Raw genomic sequence first — 16,560 nt, 5'->3', positions numbered from 1 at the left:
AATGACTATGCGTAAGGATGGCTTATGAAAATTGTTATCGCACCGGACTCGTATAAGGAAAGTTTGAGTGCGCTTGAGGTTGCGACAGCGATAGAGCGTGGTTTTCGCGAGATCTTTCCCGAGGCGGTTTACGTCAAACTGCCGGTCGCGGACGGTGGCGAAGGGACGGTTGAGGCGATGATCGCGGCAACGCGGGGACGCATTGTGCATGTTCCGGTGACCGGCCCGCTGGGTAAGCGCGTTGAAGGGTTTTATGGCTTATCCGGTGACGAGCAGAGTGCCTTTATTGAAATGGCGGCGGCAAGCGGCCTGGAGCTGGTCGTCCCTTCGCAGCGCAACCCCCTGAAAACCACCTCCTGGGGCACGGGCGAACTTATTCGTCACGCGCTGGATGCGGGCGTTAAGCATATCATCATCGGCATTGGCGGCAGCGCCACCAATGACGGCGGAGCAGGGATGGTGCAGGCGTTGGGGGCAAAGCTGCTGGACGACAGCGGGCAGCCCCTTGGGCAGGGCGGGGGCGAGCTGGGAAAACTCGCGCGTATCGACCTGAGCGGGCTGGACAGACGTCTGGCGGAGTGCCGGATAGAGGTCGCCTGTGATGTGACGAATCCGCTCACCGGTAAGGATGGCGCGTCAGCCGTATTTGGCCCGCAAAAGGGGGCCACTCCCGAGATGATCGTCACCCTGGACAACGCGCTGGCGCAGTACGCGAGAGTCATTGCCCGGGATCTGGATATCGACGTGCTAAACCTTGCTGGCGGCGGCGCGGCGGGTGGCATGGGGGCCGCGCTGTACGCTTTTTGCGGCGCGCAGCTTCGCCAGGGTATTGAGATCGTGACCGATGCGCTACACCTGGCCGACCAGGTGGCCGATGCTGATCTGGTGATCACGGGAGAAGGCCGCATCGACAGCCAGACGATCCACGGCAAAGTTCCGGTGGGCGTAGCGAAAGTGGCGAAACGCTTTAACAAACCCGTCATCGGCATTGCAGGCAGCCTGACGGCGGACGTTGGCGTAGTACACGATCACGGCATTGATGCGGTGTTTAGCGTGATCTACACCATCTGCTCGCTGGAAGATGCGCTGGAAAATGCCAGCGAGAACGTCAGGATGGCCGCCAGGAATATCGCGGCGGTGCTGAAAGTGGGGCAGGGAATGTAGTTCTCCCTCTCCCTGTGGGAGAGGATCGGAGTGAGGGCATCAGGCCGCACCCGCAATTGCAGGCCCGGTAAGCGAAGCGCCACCGGGCTTTTATCTCAGTTCCCCAACACCTTCATCGCTTCGCGCGTTACGTTATCCATCTCATCCAGCAGCTCCAGGAACTCCGGTTCAAGCTCCGATTCCGGCGTGCCGGCACGCAGCTGCTGCTCCAGCAGCTGGCAAAGGTTTTTCAGCCGCGGTACGCCGCTGTACCCGCAGCTGCCGTGCAGCTTGTGGATCGCTTCCAGCAGCGCTTCCGGATTTTCACCCACCAGCTGCTCTTCCACCTTATTGCGAATTTCCGGCAGAAACGCGACCAGCATTTGCAGCATTTCGCGGGCTAAATCGGGTTTACCCGCCGCCTGGCGCAGGGCAAGCTGCCAGTCAAAGGTGGCGTTCTGGTTAACGCTGATTTCAACCGGCTCGCTGGAAACCGTGTACGTCCCGCCAATGTGACCCGGCTTATAGCGTAACAGCAGATTATGAAGTTTCTCTTCATCGATGGGCTTCGCCAGATAGTCATTCATTCCGGCGCTCAGCAGCTTCTCTTTCTGACCGGCCATCGCGTGCGCGGTGACCGCAATGACCGGGGTTTGCTGCTGGTGCGGCAGCTGGTGGATCAGCTCGCAGGCCCGAATGCCATCCATGCCCGGCATCTGAATATCCATCAGGATTAAATCGAACTGCATCTGCTTCGCCTGTTCAACCGCCTGCGCGCCGCTGGTGCACAGCTCAACGTGCTGAACCTGGTCTTCAAGTAATGCGCCAATCAGCTTCAGGTTGGCTTGATTATCATCCACCGCCATCACGCTCATGGGCAATTTTTGCTCATCGTTAATCAGCGGGAGAGCATGCTGGCTAAGACGGCAATACTCCGTGAGCGCGGGCAGGAGGCGGGTCGAGGTGAGCGGCTTCAGCAGACACGCGGCGGCTCCGTCGTTTTTCAACTCCTCTGCATTAATCTGGGCGTGGCAGGGCAGCGCCAGCAGCAGATAGTCGGTCATTGAGGCGGCTTTCGCCAGCCGCTCCTGCTGCATGGTCAGCTCGCCGGTGAAGGTAACCGGGATCCCCATCAGCAGAATATCGTAGTGCTCAACGGCAAGCGCTGAGAAGGTTGGGCTGTAGACCACCTCCAGCGGCGTGGTGCTTAAAATATCGAGCGCGCACTGCGCGGCCGCCGCGTTAGGTTCGACGTAGGCCAGACGCTTGCCTTTCAGGCAGTCCGTCACCGGGCCATCGGTCAGGACATTCGGATTGAGGTCCAGATTAATGTGGAACCAGAAGGTTGAACCACGGTTCGGCTGGCTGTGGAAAGAGATATCGCCGCCCATCTCGTTCACCAGGCGCTGGGTGATCACCAGCCCCAGGCCGGTACCGCCATGACGGCGGGAGATACTGGCGTCCGCCTGACGGAACGCCTGGAACAGACGCGACTGATCCCGCTCAGGAATACCGATGCCGGTATCGCGGATCTGGACTTCAATCTGCACCTTATTGCTGCTGATGGAGCGTTTTTCTACCAGAATGTCGATGTTACCGCTTTCGGTGAATTTAATCGCATTCCCGACAAGGTTGGTAATGACCTGCTGTAGGCGCAGCGGATCGCCAATGACGTTATCCGGCACGTCGTTTTTAATATTAAGCGTCAGCTCAAGGCCTTTGTCGTGCGACGAGTGCGCGAGCAGCGTCACCACCTCATCGAGCGTACTGCGCAGCGGGAACGGAATACTCTCCAGGATCAGCTTGCCCGCTTCCAGCTTGGAGAAGTCGAGCACGTCGTTGATGATCGCCAGCAGGTTGTTGGCCGAACGTTCAATGGTGTGCAGGTGATCGCGCTGAGTCGGGTTAAGCTCGCTTTTCAGCGTCAGGCGGGTAAAGCCGATCACGCCATTGAGCGGCGTACGCAGCTCGTGAGACATATTGGCAAGGAATTCCGACTTAATACGTGCCGCTTCCTGGGCGCGCTTTTTCGCCAGATCCAGCTCAACGTTCTGGATCTCCATCTGCTCCAGCGTTTCGCGCAGGTCGGACGTGGCCTGGTCAACGTTGTGCTGCATCTCTTCGTGATACGCCGCCAGCGACATGGCCATCGAGTTGATGCCGTTCTTCAGCATGTCCAGCTCACCCAGCATAAACCCTTCCACCCGGCTGTCGAGCTGGCCGCGGCGGATGCGGTCAACCGTATTAACCATGTTGCGGATGGGGCCCGTCACGTCGCGCATCAGGCGCCAGCCGAAGATCAGCGCAATGCCAATGCAGAACAGCATCATCACGCCAGAGATAAAAATTTCTTTGTACTGCTGTAGCCGGACCGACTTGAGATCCAGCTCCAGCGCCACATATCCCAGCATATTGTTGCTGGATTTGGCATCGGATTGCGCAGACTCATCGGGGGAATAGCTTTCCGATACGATCGGCGTGCGCAGGATCATGATATCGCCGCGCCGCAGTACGGTGAGGTGGCGCGGGAATGGCGTACCGTCCGGGATCTTCAGAGCCGCCGGATCGAGATGAAAATTCGAGGTGACAAACAGGCGGTTATGTTCGTCGTAAACGGAAATGGCGCGTACGATGTCCGAGTGGCGGCGGTGGAGCACGCTGATTAACTGACCAATGGATTCGCGGTTTTGCAGGTTCATGCCGTACTCGCTGGACACGGCAAGCGGTTCGATAATGCTGGCACCTGCATCCTCCAGCTGCCGCTGCAAATCGTTATAGCGGTGCACCACAAAGAAGATACTCAGCAGCAAACCGATGAGAACGGTGGGGGCGAGGATCAAAATCATCATGCGCGCGCGCAGGCTGTAGTTGGTCATGGCGTTCCGTTATGGGACAATTAAGATAATTATGTTTATGTGAGAAAAATCTCGGCGATGGCGCAATTCTACTCTGCAAAGCGACGCGTGACGACGCGTCAAATCATTACTGTTGAAGCCACGGACCTCGATCCGTTTGGTCAGGGAGTGGCACGTCACAATGGTAAAGCTCTGTTTATAACAGGTTTACTGCCAACAGAACGAGCAGAAATTACGCTGACGGAAGATAAACGCCAGTTCGCGCGCGGACAGGTTAAGCGTCGCCTCAACGATAGCCCGGAGCGCGTGAAGCCCCGCTGCCCACATTTTGGCGTTTGCGGGGGCTGCCAGCAACAGCATGCGAGCACAGAATTACAGCAAAAAAGCAAAAGCCGCGCGCTGGCGCGTCAGCTTAAACATGACGTTAACGAAATTCTCGCCGATGTGCCCTGGGGCTATCGTCGACGCGCGCGCCTGAGCCTCAGCTATCAGCCAAAAACGGCTCGGCTGGAGATGGGGTTTCGCAAGGCCGGTTCCAGCGACATTGTCGATGTGCAGCAGTGCCCCATTTTGGTGCCCCATCTTGAGGCATTACTTCCGGAAGTGCGCACCTGTCTTTCCGGGCTGGACGGCGTTCGCCATCTCGGGCATGTCGAACTGGTCATGGCAAACAATGGACCGCTGATGGTCCTGCGCCATACCGCGCCGTTGTCGAAAAAAGATCGCGAAAAACTGGAACGCTTTTCGCATTCCCACGACCTGGCGCTTTTCCTTGCACCACAAAGCGAGATACTTGAGCAGGTTACCGGTGAGGCGCCCTGGTATGCGTCAAACGGGCTACGCTTAACGTTCAGCCCGCGGGATTTCATTCAGGTGAATGATGGCGTTAACCAACTGATGGTTGAGAAAGCGCTGACGTGGCTGGACGTCCAGAAAAGCGATCGGGTGCTCGACCTGTTCTGCGGAATGGGCAACTTCACGCTGCCGCTGGCGCGAGAAGCGGCCAGCGTCGTCGGCGTGGAAGGCGTTGAGGCGCTGGTGGCTAAAGGGCAGGAGAACGCGCTGCAGAACGGCTTGCAAAATGTGACATTCTTTCATCAAAATCTTGAGGAAGATGTCACCCAACAGCCGTGGGCAAAGCAGGGCTTTGATAAAATTTTGCTCGACCCGGCGCGTGCCGGTGCCCCGGGTGTGATGGCACATATTATTAAACTCGCGCCGAAGCGTGTGGTCTATGTTTCCTGTAACCCGGCAACGCTTGCCCGGGACAGCGAGGCATTAATCAGCGCGGGTTACCAGATTCAGCGTCTGGCAATGCTGGACATGTTCCCGCACACTGGACATCTGGAATCGATGGTGTTGTTCGAGCACATCTAATTTGTTTGGCTTGTCGACTTCGACAGGCCCAGGTCCCTAAAGGAGAGGACAATGGTTGCGGTAAGAAGTGCACATCTCAATAAAGCTGGGGAATTTGACCCACAAAAATGGATCGCAAGTCTGGGAATTTCCAGCCAGCAGTCGTGTGAACGCTTAACCGAAACCTGGGCCTATTGTCTGCGCACCACGCAGGGGCATCCGGATGCCGATCTTCTCCTGTGGCGCGGCGTTGAGATGGTGGAAATCTTATCCATGCTGAACATGGATATTGAAACGCTGCAGGCCGCGCTTCTCTTCCCCCTCGCGGATGCGGACGTGGTCAGCGAAGACGTACTGCGCGACAGCGTCGGGAAATCCGTCGTCGCGCTGATCCACGGCGTGCGCGATATGGCGGCCATTCGCCAGCTGAAGGCCGCGCACACTGATTCCGTTTCCTCAGAACAGGTCGATAACGTTCGCCGGATGCTGCTGGCCATGGTGGATGATTTCCGCTGCGTGGTTATCAAGCTTGCAGAGCGTATTGCTCATCTGCGTGAGGTGAAGGATGCGCCGGAAGACGAGCGCGTGCTGGCCGCCAAAGAGTGTACGAACATCTATGCGCCGCTGGCGAACCGCTTAGGGATTGGTCAGCTGAAGTGGGAACTGGAAGATTACTGCTTCCGCTATCTGCACCCGGCGGAATATAAACGGATTGCCAAACTTCTGCACGAGCGCCGTATCGACCGCGAGCACTATATCGAGGAGTTTGTCGGCGGCCTGCGCCAGGCGATGAAAGAAGAGAACGTGCGCGCCGAAGTCTACGGTCGGCCTAAGCATATCTACAGCATCTGGCGCAAAATGCAGAAGAAACACCTCGCCTTTGACGAGCTGTTTGACGTACGCGCCGTGCGTATCGTGGCGGAGCGTCTGCAGGATTGCTACGCCGCGCTGGGGATAGTACACACTCACTTCCGTCATCTGCCCGATGAGTTCGACGACTATGTCGCCAACCCAAAACCGAACGGCTACCAGTCTATCCATACCGTGGTGCTTGGCCCTGGCGGTAAAACGGTTGAGATTCAGATCCGCACCAAACAGATGCATGAAGACGCCGAGCTGGGCGTTGCCGCGCACTGGAAATACAAAGAAGGCACCTCCGGTGGGGCGCGTTCTGGCCACGAAGACCGCATTGCCTGGCTGCGCAAGCTGATTGCGTGGCAGGAAGAGATGGCCGATTCCGGCGAGATGCTCGACGAAGTGCGCAGCCAGGTCTTTGACGATCGGGTGTATGTCTTTACGCCGAAAGGGGACGTTGTCGACCTGCCGGCCGGCTCTACGCCGCTTGATTTTGCCTACCATATCCATAGCGATGTGGGACACCGATGCATCGGGGCGAAAATCGGCGGGCGTATTGTACCGTTCACCTATCAGCTGCAGATGGGTGACCAGATTGAAATCATTACCCAGAAGCAGCCCAACCCGAGTCGGGACTGGCTTAACCCTAACCTGGGCTACGTCACCACCAGCCGCGGGCGCTCGAAAATTCACGCCTGGTTCCGTAAGCAGGATCGTGACAAGAACATCCTTGCCGGTCGCCAGATCCTCGACGACGAGCTGGAGCATATCGGGATAAGCCTGAAAGAGGCGGAAAAATTCCTGCTGCCGCGCTACAACTTCAACGAGCTTGACGAGCTGTTAGCGGCCATTGGCGGCGGTGATATTCGTCTGAATCAGATGGTGAATTTCCTGCAGGCGCAGTTCAATAAGCCAAGCGCGGAAGAGCAGGATGCGGCGGCGCTGAAGCAGCTGCAGCAGAAAACCTACGCGCCGCAGCAGCGCAGTAAAGACAACGGCCGCGTGGTGGTCGAGGGTGTAGGTAACCTGATGCACCACATTGCCCGCTGCTGCCAGCCTATTCCGGGCGACGATATCGTCGGCTTTATCACCCAGGGACGCGGGATTTCGATTCACCGTTCCGACTGTGACCAGCTTGCCGAGCTGCAGTCGCATGCGCCGGAGCGCATCGTGGAAGCGGTTTGGGGTGAGAGCTATTCCGCTGGCTACTCGCTGGTGGTGCGCGTCACTGCCAATGACCGCAGCGGGCTGCTGCGCGACATCACGACCATTCTCGCCAACGAGAAGGTCAACGTGCTGGGCGTCGCCAGCCGCAGCGATACCCGCGAGCAGCTTGCCACCATCGATATGACCATCGAAATCTACAACCTGCAGGTGCTGGGCCGCGTGCTCGGCAAACTGAACCAGGTGCCGGATGTGATAGACGCGCGTCGTCTGCACGGCGGTTAAACACACTCTTCTGTAGGCCGGGTAAGGCTTTGCCGCCGCCCGGCTTGTTTTTTTAATGGAAAACACTATGACTCAAATCGACCGCCTGCTCGGCATCATGAAACGCCTGCGCGACCCGGAAAACGGCTGCCCGTGGGACAAAGAGCAGACTTTCGCCACCATCGCGCCTTATACCCTCGAAGAGACCTATGAGGTGCTGGACGCTATTTCCCGCGCAGATTTTGACGACCTGCGCGGCGAGCTGGGCGATCTGCTGTTCCAGGTGGTGTTCTATGCGCAAATGGCGCAGGAAGAAGGGCGCTTTAACTTTGACGATATCTGCGCTGCCATCAGCGACAAGCTTGAGCGCCGTCATCCCCATATCTTCGGCGATGCCACCGCAGGGAACAGCGCTGAGGTGCTGGCCCGCTGGGAGCAGATCAAAAGCGCTGAGCGGGCGGAAAAATCCCAGCACTCGGCGCTGGATGATATTCCGCTGAGCCTTCCCGCGCTGATGCGCGCGCATAAAATCCAGAAGCGCTGCTCCGCCGTCGGTTTTGACTGGACCTCCCTCGGCCCGGTGCTGGATAAAGTGCACGAAGAGATTGACGAAGTCATGCACGAAGCGCAGCAGGCGGTGGTGGATGAAGCAAAGCTTGAGGAAGAGATGGGCGACCTGTTGTTCGCGACCGTCAACCTTTCTCGCCACCTGGGTGTAAAAGCGGAAACCGCCCTGCAAAAAGCCAACCTAAAATTCGAACGACGCTTTCGCGAAGTTGAGCGGATTGTCGCCTCGCGAGGCCTGGAAATGAGCGGAATTGACCTCGAAGCGATGGAAGAAGTCTGGCAGGAAGTAAAGCGCCAGGAATCTGATCTGTAACGAGATTTTGCGATCAAGCGCAATTTGTGTGATTTTTTAAATGACAAGCGCTTGATTTGCGTCAAAAACATTTACCCAAAAGGGGCTATTTTCTCACTCCTTATGTTTGTCATGGCCTGGAATGGAGACGGAGAATGAAAGTTTGTGGCGCTCGCCGTGTTCGGGTATACTACTTTCCCGTCCTGGTTATTCCATCGTTTCACCCTAACTTCTCAGGTTCAGCATGACAACGAACTATATTTTTGTGACCGGCGGGGTCGTATCCTCTCTGGGTAAAGGCATTGCCGCAGCCTCCCTCGCAGCCATTCTTGAAGCCCGTGGCCTCAATGTGACCATGATGAAACTGGATCCGTACATCAACGTCGATCCGGGCACCATGAGCCCAATCCAACACGGGGAAGTGTTCGTTACTGAAGACGGCGCTGAAACCGATCTGGATCTTGGCCACTACGAGCGTTTCATCCGCACCAAAATGACCCGTCGTAACAACTTCACGACTGGCCGCATCTACTCCGACGTTCTGCGTAAAGAGCGCCGTGGTGACTACCTGGGTGCAACCGTTCAGGTTATCCCGCACATCACTAACGCAATCAAAGAACGCATTGTTGCGGGTGGCGAAGGCCACGACGTGGTGCTGGTTGAAATCGGCGGTACCGTGGGTGATATCGAATCCCTGCCATTCCTGGAAGCGATTCGTCAGCTGGCGGTAGATATCGGCCGTGAGCACGCGCTGTTCATGCACCTGACTCTGGTGCCGTACATGGCCGCCGCAGGTGAAGTGAAAACCAAGCCGACTCAGCACTCTGTGAAAGAGCTGCTCTCTATTGGTATTCAGCCAGATATCCTGGTTTGCCGCTCCGATCGCGCGGTTCCGGCGAACGAACGTGCGAAAATTGCATTGTTCTGTAACGTGCCTGAAAAAGCCGTTATTTCAATGAAAGATGTCGATTCCATTTATAAAATCCCGGGCCTGTTGAAATCTCAGGGCCTGGACGATTATATTTGTAAACGATTCAGCTTGAACTGTCCGGAAGCGAACCTGTCTGAATGGGAACAGGTTATTTATGAAGAAGCCAACCCGGCAGGCGAAGTGACTATCGGTATGGTCGGCAAGTACATTGAACTGCCGGATGCCTATAAGTCAGTGATCGAAGCGCTGAAACACGGTGGTCTGAAGAACCGTGTTTCCGTGAACATCAAGCTGATTGATTCGCAGGATGTTGAAACGCGTGGCGTTGAAATCCTGAAAGATCTGGATGCTATCCTTATCCCTGGCGGCTTCGGCTACCGTGGTGTTGAAGGCAAGATCGCCACCGCGCGCTATGCGCGTGAAAACAATATTCCATACCTCGGCATCTGTCTGGGTATGCAGGTTGCGCTGATCGAATTTGCGCGCAACGTAGCGGGAATGGAAAACGCGAACTCTACGGAATTTGTGCCAGACTGTAAGTACCCTGTTGTGGCGCTTATCACTGAATGGCGTGACGAAGAAGGTAACGTCGAAGTCCGTACCGAGAAGAGCGATCTGGGTGGCACCATGCGTCTTGGCGCACAGGCCTGCCAGCTGTCTGACGATAGCGTGGTTCGCAAGCTGTACGGCGAGCCGGTCATCACCGAGCGCCATCGTCACCGCTATGAAGTCAACAACATGTTGTTGAAACCTATTGAAGCCGCGGGCCTGCGTGTTGCGGGCCGCTCCGGGGATGATCAGTTAGTCGAGATCATTGAAGTGCCAAACCATCCGTGGTTTGTCGCCTGCCAGTTCCACCCGGAATTTACTTCAACGCCACGTGACGGGCATCCGCTGTTTGCAGGCTTCGTGAAGGCCGCCAGCGACTACCAGAAGCGTCAGGCGAAGTAAAAAAAGTTAGAACGGCAACGCGTACCTTTGGTACGCGTTGTTTGTCTGGAGTTTTAGTTTAACTTGTACTGAGGAAAATCTAATGTCCAAAATCGTTAAAGTCATCGGTCGTGAAATCATCGACTCCCGTGGTAACCCGACCGTTGAAGCCGAAGTTCACCTGGAAGGTGGTTTCGTTGGTATGGCTGCTGCTCCATCAGGTGCTTCTACTGGTTCTCGCGAAGCGCTGGAACTGCGCGATGGCGACAAATCCCGCTTCCTGGGCAAAGGCGTACTGAAAGCGGTTGGCGCTGTAAACGGTCCTATTGCTCAGGCAATCCTTGGCAAAGACGCCAAAGACCAGGCTGGCATCGACAAGATCATGATCGATCTGGACGGTACTGAAAACAAATCTAACTTCGGTGCGAACGCAATCCTGGCAGTTTCTCTGGCAAACGCCAAAGCGGCTGCTGCTGCGAAAGGTATGCCACTGTTCGAGCACATCGCTGAACTGAACGGCACCCCAGGCAAATACTCCATGCCTGTACCAATGATGAACATCATCAACGGTGGTGAGCACGCAGACAACAACGTTGATATTCAGGAATTCATGATTCAGCCAGTTGGCGCGAAATCCCTGAAAGAAGCCGTACGTATGGGTTCTGAAGTGTTCCACAACCTGGCTAAAGTTCTGAAAGCTAAAGGTATGAACACTGCTGTTGGTGACGAAGGTGGCTATGCGCCAAACCTGGGTTCTAACGCAGAAGCGCTGGCCGTTATCGCAGAAGCAGTTAAAGCTGCTGGCTACGAGCTGGGCAAAGACATCACCCTGGCGATGGACTGTGCAGCATCTGAATTCTACAAAGACGGTAAATACGTTCTGGCTGGCGAAGGCAACAAAGCGTTCACCTCCGAAGAGTTCACTCACTTCCTGGAAGACCTGACCAAACAGTACCCAATCGTGTCTATCGAAGACGGTCTGGACGAGTCTGACTGGGCTGGCTTCGCATACCAGACTAAAGTACTGGGCGACAAAATCCAGCTGGTTGGTGACGACCTGTTCGTAACCAACACCAAGATCCTGAAAGAAGGCATCGAGAAAGGCATCGTTAACTCCATCCTGATCAAATTCAACCAGATCGGTTCTCTGACCGAAACTCTGGCTGCGATCAAAATGGCGAAAGACGCTGGCTACACCGCTGTTATCTCTCACCGTTCTGGCGAAACTGAAGACGCTACCATTGCCGACCTGGCTGTGGGTACCGCTGCAGGCCAGATCAAAACCGGTTCTATGAGCCGTTCTGACCGTGTTGCTAAATACAACCAGCTGATTCGTATCGAAGAAGCGCTGGGCGAAAAAGCACCATACAACGGTCGTAAAGAGATCAAAGGCCAGGCATAATTGCTTAAGCCTTAAAATGAAAATGCCAGTCGAAAGACTGGCATTTTTTTTGCTATTTAAAATCGACCGCCATTTGCTCCGGAATGGTCAGCCCCTGGGTGGTTTGCACGCAGCGGGCGATGTAATCCGTAAACCGGGGGGGCTTCGGCATCCCCATGCTCAGCAGCTTATCGTTGCTGAAGCGCACGTTAAGCGTGGCAAACGCACCGTATAAACGCATGGCTTTCAGCATCAGACGTTCGTTGCACGGCCCAAAAATATGTTTCAGCTCGCGGCGCATTCTGACCAGCGTTTCGTAGCTGACCTGCGCATATCTATCCCCGACGGGGGCTTTCTTCAGCGCCTGCGCCATTGCCTGATCGATATCCGCAAAGCGAACGCTGTTCTCTTCTCCCGCAGAAATGTGTACCACTTCTCCCGGACGAGCGTTGCTGTTGAGCAGCATTAACATCGCGTCGGCGCAATAATCCACCGGAACAACGTCGATCCTGTCTTCCATTGAGCACATAAATTTCTGCAGCATCAGGCCCATGCTAAAGACCCAGAAAATGCTGCTCGACGGCGTGCAGCCGTGACGGGTATGGCCGACGACGATGGACGGACGGGCGATGAGCAGCGGCAGGTTCGGACACTCCTGGCGCATCAGCTGTTCGATGGTTGACTTCGAAAACGTGTATTCCACCAGGTGTTCAGCATTCTCTCTGAATTCAGCGCTTTCGGCGACCAGGGAATCCTGCTCCGGCGTGCATGACATTGCGGTGCCGACGTGGAGGAAACGCTGCAGTCCTGTAACCTGCTCCATACGGCGCGCCAGCGCGAGCGTACCTTCAACGTTGACCTTCCAGATCAGCGGGTTATTACCAAATGAGGCCACGGCCGCACAGTTAACCACGTGCGTGACCCGATCCAGACGGGGATCGTTGAGAAAGGCTTCAGGCTGGCTGAGGTCGCCAATCAGGATATTATCCACCTTCAGGGAGGCCAGTTTGTCCTCGGGAACGTTGAACTTGCGCATGTTCTCCAGCACGCGCTCCAGCCCGCTCTGCGGATCGCTGGCGCGCGCAAGCAAAAGGAGTTTTGCAGGTTGATCGCTGGTCAGAATTTTTTCAAGAACTGCACCGCCCAGAAATCCGGTCACGCCTGTAATCAATAACATCTTCATTAATACCGTCTCATTATGATTGATGAGGCGGATTGTAGGCGTGCAAAAGTAAACGGCATTTAAATAATAAAACGCCGAAATCAATGGCGTCTTAAGCTTATTTTAAGGAAAGGGAATCAGGTGGAGATATTGGACACTAGCGCAAGGGTAAAAATTCACTCTATTAAAATTTAAATTTTAAATTATTGAATTTAAATGCTTTTATAAAGTCTATGTCGAATGGCTAACGTAATTCAAAATGTAATAAATATAATAATTTGTTACACCAAACATTTATCGAATAAATGTTTTAAATACCACTTAACTCAAATCAGACAACATAAGTCGCAGGCCGATTTATTTAGCCTGCGAATTATTTTCAGAGCAAAAGGGGAAGCGTGGCGCTGGCTGTTTGTTGACTAACGTCGCCGTAATGACCATCCAGCGCAATCATGGACGTGGTCAGCAGCTCGACCAGCAGCATGACTCCAACCTTAGCATTGAGCGCGCCTGCACTTAGAGGGCCTTCTGGTTTGGCGGCCACCAGCTGCATGTCGCTCAGGGACGCCAGCGGGCTGCGGGGCGTATTGCTTAGCGCCAGAACCTTAATGCCGCGCTTGCGGGCAAGCTTCACCACGTGGAGTAAATCCCGCGTTGAACCCGAGCTGGAGATGGCCACAACCAGCGTCTCTTTCGAAAGCGTTGTCGCATTCATGGCCGCGCGGTGCATATCGCTAAACAGCTGTGCGGGTTTGCCCAGCCGCAGCAGCTTGTAATGCAGGTACTCCCCGAGGATCGCGCTGGCCGCGACGCCGTAAATCTGTACGGATTGCGCCTGGTGCAACGCCAGCGCCGCTTTTTCAAGCAGCGCGCGGTCGAGGAGTCGGGCGGTATCCTGCAAAGCCTGCACCGACTCATTCACGACGTTATCAATCTCATCCCCCGCCTGACGCGCGGGCTGGCCCTGCTGAATATCCAGCGCAAGCGCCATTTTAAATTCGTTATAGCCCTTGCAGCCCAGCGTCCGGCAAAGACGCGTGACGCTTGCCTCGCTGGTATGGCTCTCGCGCGCCAGCTCGGTGATCGTCAGGTAGAGCACCCGGCCAGGATCGCTGAGGACAAACTCGCCGAGTTTTTGTTGCGTTGGGCTGTACCCGGAAGCCTCCTGGCGGAGCTTCAGCAGCAGATTTTCATGGTCCGACATGCCACGTCCTTAATGTGTTTCGCTGCGACTAGTGTGGCGGAAAGGAGGGGAAAGATGCCAGTCATTTTGAAAAAGTATGATCGGCTTCCTGGTTTTTGATGATAATTTTCACTTAATAATAGTTGTATGGTAAAAATTTTCATCAATTAATGGGGAGATGAAAACATGATGCAAATGTTCAGTGGTGCTTCTTCGGGGGGATGGTTTGAAAAAGCGCAGCGCTTTGGTAAATCCTTTATGTTGCCCATTGCCGTGTTGCCCGCGGCGGGTCTGCTGCTGGGGATAGGCGGCGCGTTATCGAATCCCAATACGCTGACGGCTTATCCGTTTTTAGATGTGGGCTGGCTGCAGGCCATTTTCACCATCATGAGCAGCGCCGGTTCAATTGTGTTTGCGAACCTCTCGGTGCTGTTTGCGGTTGGGGTGGCCGTAGGGTTGGCGAAAAGCGATAAGGGCACGGCCGGGCTGGCGGCGCTGCTCGCGTTTCTGGTGATGAATGCCACCATCAACGCGCTGCTGATCCTCACCGGCAAACTGGCGCATGAGAACCCGGGCGCTGTAGGGCAGGGCATGACGCTGGGGATACAGACGCTCGAAACCGGCGTGTTTGGCGGCGTGGTGATTGGGCTGGTGACCTGCACGCTCCATCATCGGTTTAATAAAATTGCGCTTCCGCAGTTCCTGGGCTTTTTTGGCGGCTCGCGCTTTGTTCCCATCATCAGCTCGCTGGCGGCGATACTCGTCGGCGCGCTCATGACCGTGGTCTGGCCGCATTTCCAGAAACTGATTTTTGGTCTCGGCGGGCTGGTGGATGCCACCGGCTATCTGGGCACCCTGCTGTACGGCTTTATTTTACGCATGCTGGGCCCGTTTGGTTTGCACCACATCTTCTATCTGCCGTTCTGGACTACCGCGCTCGGCGGCAGTGAGATTGTTAACGGTCACCTCGTTGAGGGCACACAGCGGATCTTCTTCGCCCAGTTGGCCGACCCGAACACGCAGCATTTCTATGAGGGCACGTCGCGCTTCATGTCCGGGCGCTTTATTACGATGATGTTTGGCCTGCTCGGCGCGTGTCTGGCGATGTACCACACGGCAAAACCGGAGAACAAAAAGCGCGTTGCCGGGCTGCTGCTCTCTGCGGCGCTAACCTCGTTCCTGACCGGGATTACCGAGCCTATCGAGTTTTCCTTCCTGTTTATTGCGCCGGTGCTTTACGTCATTCATGCGCTGTTTGACGGGCTGGCGTTCATGCTCGCACACATGCTGCATATCACCATCGGGCAAACCTTCTCCGGCGGTTTTATCGACTTCGTGCTGTTCGGCATTTTGCAGGGGGAGGCCAAAACCCACTGGATGTTCGTTCCGCTGGTCGGCGTGCCGTGGTTCTTCCTTTACTACTTCACCTTCCGCTATCTGATTAACCGTTTCGATTTTGCCACGCCGGGTCGGGAAAAGGAGGCGATGGCCAGTGAAGCGACCTTCTCGCAGAGCGAGCGCGCCGTTGCGGTGATCGCCGGATTAGGCGGAAAAGACAATCTGGAAGAGGTGGACTGCTGCGCCACGCGGCTTCGCGTCACGGTGAAGGACGGCAGCAAAGTGAATGACGCGGCGCTGAGAGCCACCGGCGCACGCGGCGTTATCGTGCGCGGTAACGGTGTTCAGGTCATTTATGGCCCGCACGTCACGATTATCAAAAACGAAGTGGAAGAGATCTTATCGTAATGAAAACTGTACTGGATAACCTGAAGGGAAAACTGGTCGTCTCCTGTCAGGCGCTGGAAAATGAACCGCTGCACAGCCCGTTTATTATGTCGCGGATGGCGCTGGCGGCGGCGCAGGGCGGAGCCGCCGCCATTCGTGCCAACAGCGTGGTGGATATCGAGGCCATTAAGCAGCAGGTCTCTTTGCCTGTTATCGGCATCATCAAACGGGATTACCCGGAAAGCGAGGTGTTTATCACCGCCACGATGAAAGAGGTGGATGAGCTCATGGCCGCCTCTCCGGAAATCATTGCGCTTGATGCGACGGCGCGTGAGCGTCCCGGTGGAGAATCCCTGGAAACGCTGGTCACGCGCATTCGCTCGCGCTACCCCTCGGTACTGCTGATGGCCGATATTTCCACCGTGGGCGAAGCCGTGACGGCGCAGGCGCTTGGCTTTGACTGCGTCGGCAGCACGCTTTACGGCTATACGGCGGAAACGGCGGGCCATTCGCTTCCGGAAAATGACTGCGCGTTCCTGAAGGCCGTGCTGGCCGCCGTGACGGTTCCCGTGATTGCCGAAGGCAACGTGGATACGCCTGAACGCGCGGCCAGATGCCTGGCGCTGGGCGCGCATACGGTCGTCGTCGGCGGCGCGATCACCCGTCCACAGCAAATTACCGAGCGTTTTATGGCGGCGATTGGCGCGCAAAGCACCGATGGAGCATGACCATCCGGCGGGGATCTGCGATAC

Annotated in this window: 11 protein-coding genes; 8 read left to right on the top strand and 3 right to left on the bottom strand. The window is 55.9% G+C overall.

The window, feature by feature from the left end; all coding sequences use genetic code 11:
* The first annotated feature begins 24 nt into the window (after nucleotides 1-24).
* The gene (locus tag ACOTZC_RS09835; protein WP_248184866.1) at nucleotides 25-1,164 is read left to right on the top strand and encodes a glycerate kinase; all 1,140 of its coding nucleotides are present in this window, start codon (nucleotides 25-27) and stop codon (nucleotides 1,162-1,164) included.
* Between the two features lie 95 nt (nucleotides 1,165-1,259).
* Here ACOTZC_RS09835 and barA read toward each other — a convergent pair whose 3' ends face one another.
* Nucleotides 1,260-4,019 carry a two-component sensor histidine kinase BarA gene (barA, locus tag ACOTZC_RS09830; protein WP_126785849.1) on the bottom strand — a complete coding sequence of 920 codons (2,760 nt, stop codon included), beginning with the start codon at nucleotides 4,017-4,019 and terminating at the stop codon, nucleotides 1,260-1,262.
* A 57-nt stretch (nucleotides 4,020-4,076) separates the two neighbouring features.
* Between barA and rlmD the strand changes: the two genes are divergently transcribed.
* The 5 genes from rlmD to eno all read left to right on the top strand — a co-directional run bounded on the left by rlmD (nucleotide 4,077) and on the right by eno (nucleotide 11,759).
* Nucleotides 4,077-5,375, top strand: coding sequence for a 23S rRNA (uracil(1939)-C(5))-methyltransferase RlmD (gene rlmD / locus ACOTZC_RS09825; protein WP_126303054.1), 1,299 nt, complete (start codon nucleotides 4,077-4,079; stop codon nucleotides 5,373-5,375).
* Nucleotides 5,376-5,426: 51 nt separating this feature from the next.
* Nucleotides 5,427-7,658: a GTP diphosphokinase gene (relA, locus tag ACOTZC_RS09820; RefSeq protein WP_008499628.1), complete on the top strand. Its 2,232-nt coding sequence runs from the start codon at nucleotides 5,427-5,429 to the stop codon at nucleotides 7,656-7,658.
* A 67-nt stretch (nucleotides 7,659-7,725) separates the two neighbouring features.
* The gene (mazG, locus tag ACOTZC_RS09815) at nucleotides 7,726-8,517 is read left to right on the top strand and encodes a nucleoside triphosphate pyrophosphohydrolase (RefSeq protein WP_045404169.1); all 792 of its coding nucleotides are present in this window, start codon (nucleotides 7,726-7,728) and stop codon (nucleotides 8,515-8,517) included.
* A 223-nt stretch (nucleotides 8,518-8,740) separates the two neighbouring features.
* Nucleotides 8,741-10,378 carry a glutamine hydrolyzing CTP synthase gene (gene pyrG / locus ACOTZC_RS09810; protein WP_023309013.1) on the top strand — a complete coding sequence of 546 codons (1,638 nt, stop codon included), beginning with the start codon at nucleotides 8,741-8,743 and terminating at the stop codon, nucleotides 10,376-10,378.
* An 82-nt stretch (nucleotides 10,379-10,460) separates the two neighbouring features.
* Nucleotides 10,461-11,759 carry a phosphopyruvate hydratase gene (gene eno / locus ACOTZC_RS09805; RefSeq protein WP_045355766.1) on the top strand — a complete coding sequence of 433 codons (1,299 nt, stop codon included), beginning with the start codon at nucleotides 10,461-10,463 and terminating at the stop codon, nucleotides 11,757-11,759.
* 52 nt (nucleotides 11,760-11,811) lie between these two features.
* On the opposite strand, the gene ACOTZC_RS09800 is transcribed toward eno, so the two are convergent.
* Both ACOTZC_RS09800 and ACOTZC_RS09795 read right to left on the bottom strand, forming a co-directional pair.
* A complete protein-coding gene (locus tag ACOTZC_RS09800; protein WP_421635748.1) occupies nucleotides 11,812-12,921 on the bottom strand; it encodes an SDR family oxidoreductase in 1,110 nt (369 codons plus the stop codon).
* Nucleotides 12,922-13,279: 358 nt separating this feature from the next.
* Nucleotides 13,280-14,104 carry a MurR/RpiR family transcriptional regulator gene (locus ACOTZC_RS09795; protein WP_163354205.1) on the bottom strand — a complete coding sequence of 275 codons (825 nt, stop codon included), beginning with the start codon at nucleotides 14,102-14,104 and terminating at the stop codon, nucleotides 13,280-13,282.
* A gap of 165 nt (nucleotides 14,105-14,269) precedes the next feature.
* On the opposite strand from ACOTZC_RS09795, the gene ACOTZC_RS09790 reads away from it, so the two are divergent.
* The gene (locus ACOTZC_RS09790) at nucleotides 14,270-15,829 is read left to right on the top strand and encodes a PTS transporter subunit EIIC (protein WP_163354206.1); all 1,560 of its coding nucleotides are present in this window, start codon (nucleotides 14,270-14,272) and stop codon (nucleotides 15,827-15,829) included.
* A complete protein-coding gene (locus tag ACOTZC_RS09785; protein WP_045404173.1) occupies nucleotides 15,829-16,536 on the top strand; it encodes an N-acetylmannosamine-6-phosphate 2-epimerase in 708 nt (235 codons plus the stop codon). Before ACOTZC_RS09790 ends, ACOTZC_RS09785 begins: the two co-directional genes overlap by 1 nt.
* Nucleotides 16,537-16,560: the final 24 nt, after the last annotated feature.

This window comes from Enterobacter cloacae complex sp. SHL009, assembly GCF_049237205.1.
In the GTDB taxonomy this organism is placed as follows: Bacteria; Pseudomonadota; Gammaproteobacteria; order Enterobacterales; family Enterobacteriaceae; genus Enterobacter; species Enterobacter cloacae_M.
The sequence above is the reverse complement of the archived record's forward strand: the minus strand, read 5'-3'. Positions and strand labels throughout refer to the sequence as shown.